At 62.8% G+C, this 14,636-nt stretch carries 11 protein-coding genes; 6 read left to right on the plus strand and 5 right to left on the minus strand.

Features of this window, described 5'->3' with window-relative positions:
- Positions 1–13: 13 nt before the first annotated feature.
- Positions 14–1,399, plus strand: coding sequence for an ethanolamine ammonia-lyase subunit EutB (locus ABTW55_RS16240; protein ID WP_060422038.1), 1,386 nt, complete (start codon positions 14–16; stop codon positions 1,397–1,399).
- On the plus strand, positions 1,396–2,187 hold the full coding sequence (gene eutC, locus ABTW55_RS16245) for an ethanolamine ammonia-lyase subunit EutC (protein ID WP_060422035.1): 792 nt from the start codon (positions 1,396–1,398) through the stop codon (positions 2,185–2,187). The genes ABTW55_RS16240 and eutC overlap by 4 nt, the downstream gene beginning before the upstream one ends.
- Here eutC and ABTW55_RS16250 read toward each other — a convergent pair.
- Positions 2,166–3,068 carry a LysR family transcriptional regulator gene (locus ABTW55_RS16250; RefSeq protein ID WP_033635445.1) on the minus strand — a complete coding sequence of 301 codons (903 nt, stop codon included), beginning with the start codon at positions 3,066–3,068 and terminating at the stop codon, positions 2,166–2,168. The two genes, eutC and ABTW55_RS16250, sit on opposite strands and share 22 nt — an antisense overlap.
- Before the next feature lie 451 nt (positions 3,069–3,519).
- Here ABTW55_RS16250 and budA point away from each other — a divergent pair, with 451 nt between their 5' ends.
- The 3 genes from budA to ABTW55_RS16265 all read left to right on the plus strand — a co-directional run bounded on the left by budA (position 3,520) and on the right by ABTW55_RS16265 (position 7,746).
- On the plus strand, positions 3,520–4,299 hold the full coding sequence (budA, locus tag ABTW55_RS16255) for an acetolactate decarboxylase (RefSeq protein ID WP_033635443.1): 780 nt from the start codon (positions 3,520–3,522) through the stop codon (positions 4,297–4,299).
- A gap of 32 nt (positions 4,300–4,331) precedes the next feature.
- Complete coding sequence (alsS, locus tag ABTW55_RS16260) at positions 4,332–6,017, plus strand: acetolactate synthase AlsS (protein WP_033635442.1); 1,686 nt, start codon at positions 4,332–4,334, stop codon at positions 6,015–6,017.
- A 142-nt stretch (positions 6,018–6,159) separates the two neighbouring features.
- Positions 6,160–7,746, plus strand: coding sequence for an ABC transporter substrate-binding protein (locus ABTW55_RS16265; protein WP_039564858.1), 1,587 nt, complete (start codon positions 6,160–6,162; stop codon positions 7,744–7,746).
- Between the two features lie 35 nt (positions 7,747–7,781).
- On the opposite strand, the gene ABTW55_RS16270 is transcribed toward ABTW55_RS16265, so the two are convergent.
- Positions 7,782–9,944, minus strand: coding sequence for a TonB-dependent siderophore receptor (locus ABTW55_RS16270; protein WP_350427624.1), 2,163 nt, complete (start codon positions 9,942–9,944; stop codon positions 7,782–7,784).
- 277 nt (positions 9,945–10,221) lie between these two features.
- Between ABTW55_RS16270 and fes the strand changes: the two genes are divergently transcribed.
- Positions 10,222–11,505 (plus strand): enterochelin esterase, encoded by a 1,284-nt coding sequence (fes, locus tag ABTW55_RS16275; RefSeq protein WP_060422032.1) that lies wholly within the window; start codon positions 10,222–10,224, stop codon positions 11,503–11,505.
- A gap of 37 nt (positions 11,506–11,542) precedes the next feature.
- Here the strand turns inward: fes and ABTW55_RS16280 are convergent, their stop codons facing one another.
- The 3 genes from ABTW55_RS16280 to fepD are packed head-to-tail and all read right to left on the minus strand — an operon-like array spanning position 11,543 to position 14,459.
- The gene (locus ABTW55_RS16280; protein ID WP_041038072.1) at positions 11,543–12,349 is read right to left on the minus strand and encodes an ABC transporter ATP-binding protein; all 807 of its coding nucleotides are present in this window, start codon (positions 12,347–12,349) and stop codon (positions 11,543–11,545) included.
- Between the two features lie 17 nt (positions 12,350–12,366).
- The gene (gene fepG, locus ABTW55_RS16285) at positions 12,367–13,404 is read right to left on the minus strand and encodes an iron-enterobactin ABC transporter permease (RefSeq protein WP_039564864.1); all 1,038 of its coding nucleotides are present in this window, start codon (positions 13,402–13,404) and stop codon (positions 12,367–12,369) included.
- Positions 13,404–14,459 (minus strand): Fe(3+)-siderophore ABC transporter permease, encoded by a 1,056-nt coding sequence (gene fepD, locus ABTW55_RS16290; protein WP_033635435.1) that lies wholly within the window; start codon positions 14,457–14,459, stop codon positions 13,404–13,406. Before fepD ends, fepG begins: the two co-directional genes overlap by 1 nt.
- Between the last annotated feature and the right edge of the window lie 177 nt (positions 14,460–14,636).

Here is a 14,636-nt window from a genome sequence, read left to right on the forward strand (position 1 = left end):
AAGGGAGGGGGCTATGTATCAGGCAACGGTGGGCCAACGCGGCTATCGCTTCGGCGATCTGCGTCAGCTGATGGCGAAGGCTTCGCCGGCGCGTTCCGGCGATTATCTGACGGAGGTGGCGGCGCACAGCGCCGAAGAGCGCATGGCGGCGCGCATCGCGCTGGCGGACTTGCCGCTCAAGGCATTCCTGCAGCAGGCGCTGGTGCCGTACGAACAGGACGAGGTGACACGCCTGATTATCGACGGCCACGATGCCGCCGCCTTCGAGCCCATCTCGCACCTCACGGTCGGCGATTTTCGCGACTGGCTGTTGAGCGAGCAGGCGGACAGCGCCATGCTGGCGCAGGTGGCGGCCGGCATCACGCCGGAGATGGCGGCGGCGGTGAGCAAGATCATGCGCAATCAGGATCTGATTTTGGTGGCCAAGAAGTGCCGGGTGGTGACGCGCTTTCGCAATACGATTGGCTTGCCGGGCCACCTCAGCGTGCGGCTGCAGCCCAATCACCCGACCGACAGCCTGCAGGGCATCGCCGCCAGCATGCTGGACGGCCTGTTGTACGGCAGCGGCGACGCGGTGGTCGGCATCAATCCGGCCAGCGACAGCCTGCCGCTGCTGGAAAAGCTCAACTACATGCTGGACGACGTGATCCAGCGCTTCGCCATTCCCACCCAATCCTGCGTGCTGACCCACGTGACCAACACGCTGCGGCTGATAGAGCGCGGCGCGCCGGTGGATCTGGTGTTTCAGTCGATCGCCGGTACCGAAGCGGCCAATCGCGGCTTCGGCATTAATCTGGCGCTGCTGGCGGAAGCGCAGCAGGCGGCGCTGAGCCTCAGGCGCGGCACGCTGGGCGACAACGTGATGTATTTCGAAACCGGGCAGGGCAGCTGCCTGTCGGCCAACGCCCATCACGGCGTCGATCAGCAAACCTGCGAGGCGCGCGCCTATGCGGTGGCGCGCCATTTCTCGCCGCTGCTGATCAACACCGTGGTAGGGTTTATCGGCCCCGAATACCTGTATGACGGCAAGCAAATTATCCGCGCCGGGCTGGAGGATCACTTCTGCGGCAAGCTGCTCGGCCTGCCGCTGGGCTGCGACGTCTGCTACACCAACCATGCCGAAGCCGATCAGGACGACATGGACACGCTGCTGACGCTGTTGGCCGCCGCCGGGTTGACGTTCCTGATCGGCGTGCCGGGCGCGGACGACATCATGCTCAACTACCAAAGCACGTCGTTCCATGACGCGCTCTATATCCGAGAGCTGCTGGGGCTGAAGCACGCGCCGGAGTTCGCCGCCTGGCTGGCGGCGATGAACATTACCGACGAACGCGGGCGGCTGCGCGATGCCGCCGCCAATCATCCGCTGTTGCTGGCGCTGCAGGGAGAACGCACATGAGCAAACCGGTTCACGTCAACAGCTGGGACGCGCTGCGCGCCTTTACCGATGCGCGCATCGCGCTGGGGCGCACCGGCGCCAGCCTGCCGACCGACGAACTGCTGCGCTTCGGCCTGGCTCATGCCCAGGCGCGCGACGCGGTGCATCAGCCTTTCGACAGCGAGCGGCTGGCGGCGGATCTGCACGATGCCGGTTGGCCCACGCTGGCGGTGCACAGCCAGGCCGCCGACCGCGCCGCCTATCTGCGCCGGCCGGATCTGGGGCGGCGGTTGGTGTCGGATAGCCGCAGCCTGCTGCTCGGTTCGCCATCGCGCCGCGTCGATCTGCTGCTGATAGTGGCGGACGGTCTCTCCTCCAAGGCGGTGCACCGCCAGGCGCTGCCGCTGCTGCAGGCGCTGCGGCCCTATCTCGATACGCTGGGGCTGACCGTTGCGCCGGTGGTGCTGGCGCATCAGGCGCGGGTGGCGCTGGGGGATGAGATCGGCGAATGCCTGCAAGCCCGGGCGGTGGCGGTGCTGATTGGCGAACGGCCGGGGCTGTCGTCGCCGGACAGCCTGGGTGTCTATTTGACCTGGGGGCCGAACGCGCGCAGAACGGACGCCGAGCGCAATTGCATCTCCAACGTGCGCCCCGAGGGGCTGGATTACCCGCAGGCGGCGTTCAAATTGGCCTGGCTGCTGGAGCAGGCGTTCCAGCGCCGGCTGACCGGCGTCGAACTGAAAGATGAGAGTGACAACCCGGCGCTGCGCGGCCGGGTAACGCCGCTTTACCCCCAGTTGGGCGGCTGACCGAGGGTTTGCTGCAGCAGGGCGGTAAAGGCCGCCAGCCGGGCGGACACCTTCGCCATCGGGCGCAGCAGATAGATGCCTTGCTGCTCATGGCGCGGATCTTCGAGCATCTGCACCAGTTGCCCGTGCTGCACGTCCGGCCCCACCACCCAGTTGGGCAGAAAGGCGATGCCGAGCCCGAGCAGCGCGGCCTGGCGCTGCGCGGTGAAGTCGTCGCAGCGCAGCGCCATGGTGCAGCGGTTCATCAGCGCCGCGTCGAGGATCTGCGCCCAGCAGGCCGGCTGCTGCTTGTGGTAGCGGGCGATCAGCCGATGCTGCGGCAGCGCTTCCAGATCGGCCGGCAGGCCATAGCGGGCGACGTAGGCGGGGCTGGCGCACATCACCCAGCGTTGGGTGGCGATGCGGCTGGCATACAGCGCGCTGTCCTTCTGTTCGCCGATGCGGAGGGCGGCGTCGAGCCGCTCCTGCGTCGGATCGGTCTGGCGTTCGGTCAGATCGAGGTCGACCGACAGCTGCGGGTAGCGTTCCGCCAGCGTCGGCAGCAGCGGCAGCACATAGGTTTTGCCGAAGGTTGGCAGGCAGCTGATGCGCAGCGTGCCCTGCGGCGTTTCGTTCAGCGCGCTCAGCTCGGCGCGAAGGCCGGTGATGTCCGTCATCAGCGCGGCGGCGCGCGTCAGCAGCAGTTCGCCGGCGTCGGTCAGCAGCAGGCCACGGGTGGAGCGCACGAACAGCGCGGCGCCGAGCGCGCTTTCCAGGGCATCGATGTGGCGCACCAGTGAAGAGGGCACCATGCCCAGCCGGCGCGCAGCTGCGGAAAAGCTGCCCAGGCGGGCGACGTCGAGAAAAATTGGCAGATGTTCTACATAGCGGGCGTCATTCATTTTTGCATTATATGCAAAAGCGTTTCTTATGAATACCCGCTTCTCTGCCGGCGGCGCGGCGGCTACTCTGGCTGCGGGTTGACGACGGGCTTCGGCGCCGTCCCATCCCGGCCGCATAGAGAGAAAACGCATAAACCTCGCGGCGCTTAGCACCAAATAGCAGATGTTTTTCCCAGGCCGCGTGAGCCGCCTGCGGAGTTGATTGCCGCTCCAACACCAGATTAACCGTTCAATTTGATAACCGGTTCAGTCTTAATGATTAGTAAGCCTTTACTTTATCTCATTCTGATCTGATGCCTGGTTATCGGCCGGCCAGCCGTGCCGGTTTTTTTGTCGCCTCAGGCTGAATCGTTCCAACTGATGAACGCGCCTTGGGGGGCATCTTGGCTCACCGTCGGTGGGTCTTTTGAACGCGCGGAACCGCGGTTTCGCGCTGGTGGAGGAGTCAGTCATGAACGAAAAACACGGGTGTGCCTGTGCGCGCCATTTGGCGCAGGGTTTTGCCAGGCAGTCGATCAACGCCGGGGAGGGCGAAATCTATCAAATCTCGCTGATGAGCGCGCTCATCGACGGGGTCTACGAGGGTGAAACAACTATTGCCGAGCTGCTCAAGCACGGCGATTTCGGCCTCGGCACCTTCAATCACCTGGACGGCGAACTGATCGCTTTCGACCAGGAAATACACCAGCTGCGCGCCGACGGCAGCGCCCGGCCGGCCGGCCTGCAACAGCAAACCCCCTTCGCCGTCGTCACCTTTTTCCAGCCCAGCGTCAGCCAGCAATTCGACCGGCCGATCACCAAGGCGCAGCTGCACCAGTGCATCGACGAGCAGGTCGCCTCGCCGAACCTGTTTTGCGCGGTGCGGGTCGACGGCGAGTTCAGCCACGTGGAAACCCGTACCGTGCCGCGCCAGGAGCGGCCTTACCGCCCGATGCTGGAGGCGATAGAAGAGCAGCCGACCTTCTCGTTCCATCAGCGGCGCGGCACGCTGGTTGGTTTCCGCTCGCCGGATTACATGCAGGGCATCGGCGTGGCCGGCTATCACGAACACTTCGTTACCGACGACCGCAGCGGCGGCGGCCACGTGCTGGACTACCAGCTCGATCATGGCCGTCTGCAGTTCGGCGTCATCACGCGTCTCAATCTTCAGTTACCGCATGATGCGGATTTCTTGCGCGCCAACCTCTGCCCAGAGGATTTGGATCGCGCGATTCGTTCCGCCGAGGGCTAACCCCGGCGATCGTTTTCTTAGGAGGTGGAACCATGGCACAGGAAAAAACAGGCAATGACTGGCAATGTGGCGCCGATTTGGTGGTGAAAAACCTGGAAGCGCAGGGCGTCAAACACGTTTTCGGCATTCCGGGCGCCAAGATCGACCGGGTGTTCGACTCGCTGGAGGACGCGCCATCGATTGAAACGGTGGTGGTGCGGCATGAGGCCAACGCGGCCTTTATGGCGGCGGCGGTCGGCCGCTTGACCGGCAAGGCCGGGGTGGCGCTGGTCACCTCCGGGCCGGGCAGCTCCAACCTGATCACCGGGCTGGCCACCGCCACTTCGGAAGGGGATGCGGTGGTGGCCTTCGGCGGGGCGGTGAAGCGCGCCGACAGCCTGAAACAGACGCACCAGAGCATGGATACCGTCAGCATGTTCCGGCCGGTGACCAAGTATTGCGCCGAAGTGCATGCCGGTTCGGCAATTTCCGAGGTGATCGCCAACGCCTTTCGCCGCGCCGAGTTCGGCCGGCCGGGGGCGTCGTTCGTTAGCCTGCCGATGGATATCGTCAATGAACCGGTGAGCGCGCCGGTGCTGGCCGGCTGCCGCTTGCCGCGCATGGGGGCCGCGGCGGCGGACGACATTCAGGCGGCGGTGAAACTGATCCGGCAGGCCAAATGCCCGGTATTGCTGCTCGGCCTGCAGGCCAGCCGGCCGGAGAACAGCGAGGCGGTGCGCCATCTGCTGTACCGCACCCATATGCCGGTGGTCGGCACCTATCAGGCGGCGGGGGTGATCGACGTCAACCACTTCGCCCGTTTCGCCGGCCGCGTCGGCCTGTTCAACAACCAGCCGGCCGATCAGCTGTTGCAGAAGGCCGATCTGGTGGTCAGCGTCGGCTATGATCCGATCGAATACGATCCCTGCATGTGGAACAGCCACGGGCGGCTGAAACTGGTGCACATCGACGTGCTGCCGGCGGATATCGACACCTGCTATCGGCCGGACGTCGAGCTGGTGGGCAACATCAGCGCCACGCTGAACATGATGACCGAAACGTTCACTGAGGCGGTCTGCGTGCCGCCGGAGGTGGAGCTGATCCTCACCGATCTCGGCCGCCAACGCACGGAACTGGCGGAGCGCGCCGCGCGCCGCGGCGGCATGCCGATCCACCCGCTGCGCATCGTCAAGGAGCTGCAGGACATCGTCAGCGACGACGTAACCCTGTGCGTGGACATGGGCAGTTTCCATATCTGGATCGCCCGCTACCTGTACAGTTTCCGCGCCCGTCAGCTGTTGATCTCCAACGGCCAGCAAACCATGGGGGTGGCGTTGCCGTGGGCCATCGGCGCGGCGCTGGTGCGCCCTGGCGATAAAGTGGTGTCTATCTCCGGCGACGGCGGGTTCATGCAGTCGAGCATGGAGCTGGAGACCGCGGTGCGGCTGAAAAACAACATCGTGCACGTCATCTGGGTCGATAACGCCTACAACATGGTGGAGATGCAGGAAGTGAACAAATACCAGCGCAAATCCGGCGTGGAGTTTGGGCCGATCGACTTCAAGGCCTACGCGGAATCCTGCGGCGCGGTCGGTTTCGCCGTGCAGTCGGTGGACGATCTGCGGCCGATGCTGCGCAAGGCGATGGCGATCCAGGGGCCGGTGGTGGTGGCCATTCCGGTCGACTACGCCGACAACTATAAGCTGATGGCGCAGATGAACTTCAGCCAGATGATTTAATTTCATCATCCTCGCGCCGTTTCACCGGACAGGCCGCATGCGCGCCTGCCCGTTTTTATGCGCGGAATTTGTCCTTTACATCGCTAACCGCATGATTTATTGCTAACCGTTGGGCTGTTTTTTCACCACTGGGGATAGCGCAATGAAAAGAAAAGCAATAACGATCGGGCTGCTGGCGTTGGCGATTGCCGGCGGCGCGCGGGCCAATACGCTGGTCTACTGTTCCGAAGGCTCGCCGGAAGGCTTCAACCCGCAGCTGTTCACCTCCGGCACCACGGTGGACGCCAGTTCGGCGGCGATCTACAACCGGCTGGTGGACTTCAAACCCGGCACCGTCGAGCTGCAACCCAGCCTGGCGGAAAGCTGGGAGGTGAGCGAGGACGGCAAGCGCTATACCTTCCACCTGCGCAAGGGCGTGGCATTCCAGAGCAATAAATATTTCACGCCCACCCGCGATTTCAACGCCGATGACGTCATCTTCTCGTTTATGCGGCAAAAGGACGCCAACAACCCGTATCACAAGGTCTCCAACGGCGCCTACACCAACTTCGAGTCGATGGAGTTCGGCACGCTGATTGACCGGATCGTCAAGGTGGACGACAACACCGTGCGCTTTGAGCTCTCCCGCGCCGAGGCGCCGTTCGTCGCCGATCTGGGCATGTACTTCGCCACCATATTATCGGCGGAATATGCTGACGCGATGCTGAAGGCCGGTACGCCGCAGCGGGTGGACAACGATCCGATCGGCACTGGGCCGTTCCAACTGGTGCAGTATCAGAAAGACGCGAAAATCCTCTACAAGGCGTTCGATCGTTACTGGGAAGGCAAACCGAAGATCGACCGGCTGGTGTTTTCGATCACGCCGGATGCGACGGTGCGTTACGCCAAGCTGCAAAAGAACGAGTGTCAGGTGATGCCGTTCCCCAATCCGGCGGATCTGGCGCGCATGCGGCAGGACGGCAACCTTCAGGTGATGGAAAAATCCGGCTTGAATATCGGCTTCCTGGCGTTCAACACCCAGAAGAAACCGTTGGATAACGTCAAGGTGCGCCAGGCGTTGGCGCTGGCGGTCAACAAGCCGGCGATCATCGAGGCGGTGTTCCACGGCGCCGGCCAGCCGGCCAAGAATCTGCTGCCGCCGACCCAGTGGGGCAGCAACGCGCAGCTTGAAGATTACCCGTATTCGCCGGAGCGGGCGAAGCAGCTGTTGCAGGAGGCTGGGCTGGGGCAGGGGTTCGACATCGATCTGTGGGCGATGCCGGTGCAGCGGCCCTACAATCCCAACGCCAAGCGTATGGCGGAGATGATCCAGGCCGACTGGGCCAAGATCGGCGTACGCGCCAAAATCGTCACCTTCGAGTGGGGCGAATATTTGCAGCGGATTAAAAACGGCGAGCATCAGACCGCGCTGATGGGCTGGACCACCGCCAACGGCGATCCGGACAACTTCTTCGGGCCGCTGTTCACCTGCGCTTCGCTCGGCGGTTCGAACTCGGCGAAATGGTGCTATAAACCGTTCGACCAGCTGATCCTGCAGGCGCGCGAAGAGAACGATCACGCCAAGCGGATGGCGATGTACCAGCAGGCGCAGGTGATGATGCACGATCAGATGCCGGCGCTGATGATCGCGCACTCGACCATCTTCGAACCGGTGCGCAAGGAAGTGAAAGGCTACGAGATTGACCCGTTCGGCAAACACATCTTCAAGCAGGTGTCGCTGGAGAAATAAAGCAGGGCGCCGCGGCAATGCGGCGCCCAAAGGTTTTACCAGCTGTAGCTGACCGTGGCGGTGACGGTGCGGCCGCTGCCGTAGAAACAGGCGTCCACGCCGCCGCAGGACGAAACGTAATGCTTGTCGGTCAGGTTGTTGACGTTAACCTGCAGCGCGGCGCCTGCCAGGCTCGGAGCCACTTCTGCCAATTCGTAGCGCGCCATCCAGTCATACAGCGTAAAGGCCGGCACTTTGTAGGTGTTGGTCGCATCGCCTTGGCTGGCGCCGTTGTAACGTACCCCAGCGCCGGTGGAGAAGCCTTTCAGCGGCCCTTGCAGGAAGCTGTAGGTTCCCCAGGCGGAGGCGGCGTGCGTCGGCACCATCACCAGCGTCTTGCCGCGCTGATCGTCGACATAGGTTTCTTTGGTAACGATGTCGGTATAGGTGTAGGCCGCCATGAGCGCGATGGCCGGGGTGAGCTGTGAATGCACTTCGGCTTCCAGCCCCTTGGAGCGCACTTTGCCGATCTGCTCCTTGTATTTGGTTACCGGGTTGGTGGAGCTGACGTTTTTCTGCGTGAGATCGAACAACGCCAGCGTCAGCAGCGTGTTGCTGTTCTTCGGCTGGAATTTCACGCCGATTTCGGTTTGTTCACCGGTGGTGGGCTTGAACGGATCGGTGCCCGGCGCGCCGGTATCGAGGTTGGGTTCAAACGATGTGCTGTAGCTGATGTACGGGGCAATGCCGTTGTCAAAGGCGTACAGCAGGCCGCTGCGGTCAGTCAGCTTGGTGTCGTTTTGCTGACTGTCGCTGGATCTCAACATGTCCTGAGTGCGCAGCTCGGTCCAGTCGTTGCGCAGCGACAACAACAAATTCCAACCGCCGTAGCTCATCTGATCCTGCAGATAAACGCCGAGTTGGTCCAGCACCTTGCGGTTATCGGTGACCTTCGGCAATGCGCTTTCGTTGACCGGCATGCCGTAAACCGGCCGAGTCCAGTCGAGGAAATAGCCCGCGCTGTCGCCGCGCCAGTTTTGGGTATTGACCTTGCTCCACTTGTAGTCAAGGCCGGTCAACACGCTGTGCTCGACGTCGCCGGTGCTGAATTGCGCTTTCAGTTGGTTATCCAACCCCAGCTCATGGGATTTGACGATATCTTTTTGCGGACGGCGCTGCAGCAGCGTGCTGTTTTTGGCTTGCGACATGAACACCAGATATTTGTAACGTTCATCCACCGTGGTGTAACGCATGTTCTGCTGGAAAGAGAAAACGTCGTTAATATAGTGCTCGAAGATATAGCCGAACGAGGTTTGTTCGCGGCGAGCCTGATTGAAACCGGGATCGCTGACGTTGAAATCATACGGCAGATAGCCGGCGCTGCTTTTGATCGCCACGCCGGAGGTCGGCAGGAAGTTGCGGTAGCCGTTCTCCGGTTCCTTTTGATAGCTGGTCAACAGGGTGAACGTCGTGTCTTCATTGGCGATATAGGTCAGCGCCGGTGCGATGGCGAAGCGTTTTTCCTTGTGATCTTTGATACCGGTCTCTTTGGTGCCGGCGATGCCGTTAAGGCGATACAGCAGTTTGGCATCTTCGTCCAATGCGCCGCCGAAGTCGAAAGCGGCCTCTCCTTGATGCAGGTTGCCCGCGCTCAATTGCAGTTTGCGAATAGCCTGGGCGACGGGCCGCTTGCTGGTCATCGCCACCAGCCCACCCGGGTTGGCCTGGCCGTACAGCACAGAAGCCGGGCCGCGCACCACCTCAACGCGTTCAAGCAGCCAGGGGTCGATCTGGCCGCTTTGATAGCTCAGGCCGTCCAGATATTTTGGGGCGTAACGAAAGCCGCGTACGATCACTTCGTCGCTGCGGTTAGAGGTGCCGCGGTATTCCGCCACGACGCCGCTGGAGTATCGCAGCGCCTGAGCGACGGAAGCCGCATCCTGTTGATCCATTTGATCGCGCGTGACGACGGTGATGGCCTGCGGCGTTTTTACCAACGGCGCGGCGCTTTTGGTTCCCGCCGCGCTTTCTTTGGCGACGATGCCCTGCAGCGGCGCGGTGACGTTTTCCTGTGCGCCGGCGACGACGGTGATATCACGCTCAACGTTGTCGGTTCCGGCCTGTACGCCCGGCGCCAGCAGCATGGCTGAGGTCAGCAAGAGCTTGGCGACTGGGTGACGCAGAGGTTGATTGGCGGTATTTTGGGGGTGTTCTGACATTTTTCATCCCTTAAAAAACAATTTTATATCAAGCTATTGCTGTCTTTTTTCATTTGGCGCCGCCGAGAAGGGCTGCGCAGTTCCTTGCCATAAATGAACGGTGGACGAATCGCTTACCGTTTTGCAGAGCCACGCTTCGAAGTGGCCTTGTTGACCTCAGGCGCGTTGATTTATAATTGGTTACATTTTATTGAAAATACAAATGATTCTCAATACCATTTGCATTATTCAAGAAAACAAAAAACGCCGGGTGCGGTGAACAGGGGAAAAAGGAAAAATGCATTCGCTTCATGCCGATGGCCTGGTGCTCAACCTGCTGCAAAGGCCCGATCTCGGCGGAGAAGATTGGTGGCGTCAGGTCGCGGAGTTGGGAACGCCGCTCGTCGAATCGCTGCCCGCAGCGCAGGTGCGCGTTACCTTTTTCTGGCGCGACCCGTGGGGCGATGAACGGCGCTCGCCGATTAAAAAGGTGTATGTCGATATCAACTGCGTGACCGACCATCACAGCCCTTCGCCACAGAGTCTGGAACGCCGGCCGGGTAGCGATATTTGGTGGTGGCAGTTCACTGTTCGCGAAGATTGGCGAGGCAGTTACAGTTTTATACCCATTGAGACGGCGCAACTGCCGCCCGCTTTTACCGGCGATGCGGCTCAGCGTCGGCAGCAGCAGCGTCAGTGGTGGTGTTCGTTGTTTCCGTTGATGCGCCATGATCCGCTCAATCCGGTGGCGCCGCACTGCAGCAGCCGCGGCTTCCCGTTGTCTGCGATACATTTGCCGGCGGCGCCGGATCAATCAGCGTGGCGGGCGTTGGACGCCGGGCAAGCATTGCCCGCCGCGTCTGGGCGTTTGCAGCACTTCTTTTGGCACAGCGAACGATTGGCTAACCGACGCAACATCTGGCTGTACGCCACCGGCGCAGGGGAAGACCGCCCGTTAGTCGTACTGCTGGACGGGCAATTTTGGCTGCATGGCATACCGATTTTTTCCGCACTGGACGCCGAGACGCTTAACGGAAGGCTGCCGTCGGCGCTTTATCTGTTTATCGACGTGATAGACATGGCGCGGCGTGCGGAAGAATTGGCCTGCAATGCGGCTTTCTGGCGGGCGGTGCAAGAGGAGCTGCTGCCGCAGGTGGCGGCGCGTACGCCTTACAGCGACGATCCGCAGCGCACGGTGGTGGCGGGGCAGAGTTACGGCGGGTTGGCGGCGTTGTATGCCGGGTTGCATTGGCCGCAGCGTTTCGGCTGCGTATTGACCCAGTCGGGTTCTTTCTGGTGGCCGCACATTGAAGCGATGATTAACCCGGCTGAGGAGTATGACGCCGACGTCGGCTGGTTGACTGAACAGGTGCGGCGGGGCTTGTGCGCCGCGACGCCGCTGCGCGTCTTTCAGGAAGCCGGTGAAGGGGAGAGGGATATTCATCAGGTCAATCGCCAAATGCATCGGGCGCTGGTGGAGGCGGGGCATCGGGTCGATTATCGCGTATTCGCCGGCGGGCATGATGCCGTCTGCTGGCGCGGCGGTTTGCTCGACGGATTGCGGGCGCTGTTGGCTCCCTAGTCATGGATAAACGAAGGCCGGGCTAACCCGGCCTTTTTCATGCCTGCGGCGTGTCGCAGTGGTAGCGGCCGCGCGGGATCACCAGCGGCGTGTGGGACAGCGGATCGTCGATGATCATGCACGGCATGCCGAATACCCGCTCAACCAGCTCGGCGGTGATGATCTCCGCCGGTTTCCCCTCCGCCACGATCTTGCCGTCGCGCATAGCGATGATGTGATCGGCATAGCGGCAGGCGTGGTTGAGATCGTGCAGCACCGCGATGAGGGTTTGGCCGTGCTCGCGGTTGAGCTGGCGGAACAGATCCAGCAGCTCGATCTGATGCGCGATGTCCAGATAGGTGGTCGGTTCATCCAGCAGCAGCAGCGGCGTTTGCTGCGCCAACGCCATCGCCACCCAGACGCGCTGGCGCTGCCCGCCGGACAGCTCGTCGACGCTGCGGTCCGCCAGCTGGCCGACGTTGGTGGCCGCCATGGCGGCTTCCACCGCCTGTTTGTCGGCTTGCGTCCACTGTTTCAGCAGGCTCTGGTGCGGGTAGCGGCCGCGCGACACCAGATCCGCCACGGTAATGCTGTCCGGTGCGATCGAGGTTTGCGGCAGCAGCCCAAGCTCGCGCGCTAGCGCCTTGGTGGCGAAGCTGCTGATGTTCTTGCCGTCCAGCATCACCTCGCCGGCGCTGGGTTTCAGCAGGCGGCACAGGGCGCGCAACAGCGTCGATTTGCCGCAGGCGTTCGGCCCGACGATCACCGTGAAGGCGCCGTCGGGGATCGCCACGCTCAGATCGTCAGCGATGATTTTATTGTCGTAGCCCAGCTTCAGATGCGAGGCGTGCAGGCGGTGGCTCATGGCATTGTCATTCTTCATTATCTGCGGGCCTCACGGATGAGCAGCCAAATCAGGTACAGGCCGCCGATGCAGACGGTCACGACCCCGACCGGCAGTTGGATCGGTGCGAAAAGATGTTGGGACACTACGTCGGCGCCGAGCAGCAGCGCCGCACCCATCAGCGCCGAGGACGTCAGGGTGACCGAGGATTGGCCGGCCAGGCGGCGGGCGATCTGCGGCGCCGCCAGCGCGATAAAGGAAATCGGCCCGGCGGTGGCGGTGACGGCGGCGGTGAGGGTGACGCCGAACAGCATCAGCCACAGCCGGCTGCCTTCGGCGTTCACGCCCAGCGCGCGCGCCGTATCGTCGCCCATTTCCAGCAGCTGCAGCCGTTTGCTCATCAGCAGCGCGGCCGCGGCCGCCAGCACGATGAACGCCGTGGCGGGTTGGGCTTTCTGCCAGGTCATGCCGTTGAGCGAACCGGCCTGCCACATGGCGGCGTCCATGGCGCGCTCCAGCGAGGCGGTGATGATCAGCCAGGTATTGGTGGAGACCAATACCGCGCTGATGGCGATGCCGACGATGATCAGCCGGAAGCCGGCGATGCCTTGCCGCCAGGCCAGCAGGTAGATGGCCAGCGCGGCGAGAATGCCGCCGGCCAGCGCGCCGCCGGCGATGTAGTAATAGCCGCCGTTGAACAGGGTGATGGCGATCAGCGCGCCGGTGTAAGCCCCCATGTTAAAGCCAATCACGTCCGGGCTGCCGAGCGGGTTGCGGATAATCGACTGGAAAATGGCGCCGCTCATGCCGAGCGCGGCGCCTAACAGCAGCGCCATGGCGATACGCGGCAAGCGCCATTGGGTGACCACGGTGACCAGATTTTTCGGCGCCTCGCCGCTGAGCGCGGCAAAGACCTGCTCCAGCGAGAGCTGCAGCGTGCCGTAGCACAGCGCGGCAACGGCCATCGCCAGGCACAACGCCAGCAGCGAAAGGTTGACCAGCAGCAGGCGCAGCGGCATGCGCCAGTTGATGACGCCGTCCGGGCGGCCGATATGCAACGTGTGGGGCAGACTCATCACAGCCCCCCCAGCGTTTTCTTGCGGCGCACCAGCCAGATCAGCACCGGCGCGCCGATGAAGGCCGCCACGATGGAAACCCGCAGCTCACCGGCCGCCAGCAGACGGCCGACCACGTCGGCGCACAGCAGTAAAATCGGCGCCAGCAGCATGGAGTAGGGCAGGATCCAGCGCTGGTCGGGGCCGACCCACCAGCGGGCGATGTGCGGCACCATCAGGCCGATAAAGCTGATTGGGCCGACGGTGGCGGTTGCCGCGCCGCACAGCAGCGTGATGGCGATCACCGCGATGACCTGAGTCAGCACCACGCGCGCGCCGAGCGCGATAGCCAGATCTTCCCCCATGCCGATGGTATTCAGCGGCCGGGCGATGAGCAGCGTCAGCAGGCAGCCGAGCAAAATGGCGGGGGCGGTGACCGGCAGCGTGGACAGCGTGCGGATATCCAGCGTGCCGGCCTGCCAGAAGCGCAGTTGATCGAAGGTTTGCGGATCGATCAGCGACAGCCCGGTGGTGATGCCGAGCAGCACCGCGCCGATCGCCACGCCGGCCAGCGTCAGCCGCACCGGGTTAATGCGCCCGCCCGCCAGCGTGCCGATCAGGTAGACCAGCAGAGTGGTGAGGGCGGCGCCGACAAAGGCGTAGGCCATATAGCTTTCGGTGGTGGCGGCGCCGAAAAACATGATGCCGATGACCACGGCGAAGCTGGCGCCGGCGTTGATGCCGAGCACGCCGGGATCGGCCAACGGATTGCGCGTCAAGGCCTGAATCAGCGCGCCGGCGGCGCCGAGCGCCATGCCGGCCAAGATGCCCGCCAGCGTACGGGGCACCCGGGCGTTGAGAATGATGGTGCTGTCGGAACCGCTCGCGGCGCCCTGCAGGCTGAGCCAGACGGTGTGGAAGGGGATGGCTTTGGAACCCAGCATCAGGCTGGCAATGATGCACAGCAGCAACAGCGCCAAGCCGATACCGAACCCGGCGATGCGTTTGAAGCCACTGGCGTAAGCTGCGTGCGGTGCGGACGAAAGCGTCCGCTCAGTCGGAGTGGGTACGTTCACACCGGTAACTCCTGTATGATTTTTATTCTCATTGTTATTTGCGTTCATGCGGGGTGCCAATAGTAGCACGAGTTTGCGCCCGCATGCACCCGCCGGTTGGTGGCGCAGGTGCGTTGACGATGTTAATAACTATTGATATTTCAATTGATTGAATGTGAACGGTTGCCCTGTTTATGG

It is taken from the genome of Serratia sp. SM04 (assembly GCF_040280225.1).
GTDB lineage: Bacteria > Pseudomonadota > Gammaproteobacteria > Enterobacterales > Enterobacteriaceae > Serratia > Serratia sarumanii.